Source organism: Propionibacterium cyclohexanicum, from assembly GCF_900111365.1.
GTDB lineage: Bacteria > Actinomycetota > Actinomycetes > Propionibacteriales > Propionibacteriaceae > Propionibacterium > Propionibacterium cyclohexanicum.
In genome coordinates this window covers 1-1457 of record NZ_FOGZ01000055.1, presented here as the reverse complement: position 1 = coordinate 1457, position 1457 = coordinate 1, and the positions used below count along the sequence as shown (strand labels likewise).

Annotated in this window: 1 protein-coding gene; it reads left to right on the top strand. The window is 68.5% G+C overall.

Annotated elements, in window-relative coordinates:
• Nucleotides 1–122 precede the first annotated feature (122 nt).
• The gene (locus tag BMX93_RS12600) at nt 123–1451 is read left to right on the top strand and encodes an ISL3 family transposase (protein WP_091971701.1); all 1329 of its coding nucleotides are present in this window, start codon (nt 123–125) and stop codon (nt 1449–1451) included.
• Nucleotides 1452–1457 lie beyond the last annotated feature (6 nt).

Here is a 1457-nt window from a genome sequence, read left to right as displayed (position 1 = left end):
GGCTCTTCATAGATGAGGGTGTAGGGCATGTCGCGCGGTCGGGTGGCGCGTCGGTGTGGGGGGAGGGGTCGAGGTCTTCCGAGGATGGAGGTTCCTACACGCCCATCTCGAAAGACCTCGACATGTACGACGCTACCGTCGGTGGCCGCGCTGATTTGTTCGACCACCCTGACCTGACTGCCTTCTGCCGTCTGGACGTGCTCGGCCTGGAAGCAGTGGGCCAACGGCTCGAACCCGACCGTGCCGTGCTGGCCTGCCGGGTCGTGGAGCCGGACCAGTGGTGCCGGCGGTGCGGTTGTCAGGGTGTCCCGCGTGACACCGTGACCCGGGAACTGGCCCATGAACCGCTGGGCTGGCGCCCCACGACTCTGTTGGTCACGATCCGCCGGTACCGGTGCGCCGGGTGCGGTCATGTGTGGCGGCAGGACACCACCGCCGCGGCCGAACCACGAGCGAAGATCTCCCGGGCCGGGCTGCGGTGGGCACTCGAAGGGATCGTGGTCGGGCACTTGACGATGTCTCGCGTCGCCGAAGGCCTCGGTGTTGCCTGGAACACCGCGAACGACGCGGTCCTGGCCGAGGGCAAGCGGGTCTTGATCGATGACCCAGCCCGGTTCGACTCGGTGCGTGTCCTCGGCGTAGACGAGCACGTGTGGCGCCACACCCGCAAGGGCGACAAGTACGTGACCGTGATCATCGACCTCACCCCGGTTCGCGACGGCACTGGCCCGGCCCGGCTACTGGACATGGTCGAAGGCCGCTCCAAGGCCGTGTTCAAGACCTGGCTGGCCGACCGCGACCAGCCCTGGCGCGACAGGGTCGAGGTGGTCGCGATGGACGGGTTCACCGGCTTCAAGACCGCCGCCGCCGAGGAGGTCCCCGACGCGGTCGCGGTGATGGACCCCTTCCACGTCGTTCGACTGGCCGGCGACGCCCTGGATGCGTGCCGACGCCGGGTCCAGCTCATGATCCACGGCCACCGAGGATTCAAGGACGACCCGCTCTACAAGGCCCGCCGAACCCTGCACACCGGCGCGGACCTGCTCACCGACAAGCAGAACGACCGCCTGCACGCGCTCTTCGCGGCAGAGGAACACCTCGAGGTCGAGGCGACCTGGGGGATCTACCAGCGCATGATCGCCGCCTACCGCCACCAGGACCGGCGCCAGGGCCGGGAGTTGATGGACAAACTGATCACAGACCTGGGCGCCGGCATCCCGAAGCCACTGGTCGAGCTCACCACGCTGGGCCGGACCCTGGCCAAGCGCGCCGCCGACGTGCTCGCCTACTTCGACCGGCCCGGCACATCCAACGGGCCCACCGAGGCCCTCAACGGACGCCTGGAACACCTCCGCGGCTCCGCCCTCGGCTTCCGCAACCTCACCAACTACATCGCCCGCAGCCTGCTCGAGACCGGCGGCTTCAGACCCCACCTACACCCTCATCTGTGAAGAGCC

Coding starts and splice junctions, on each gene's coding strand:
- BMX93_RS12600 (WP_091971701.1), top strand. CDS start 123: ATGTACGACGCTACCGTCGGTGGCCGCGCTGATTTGTTCGACCACCCT.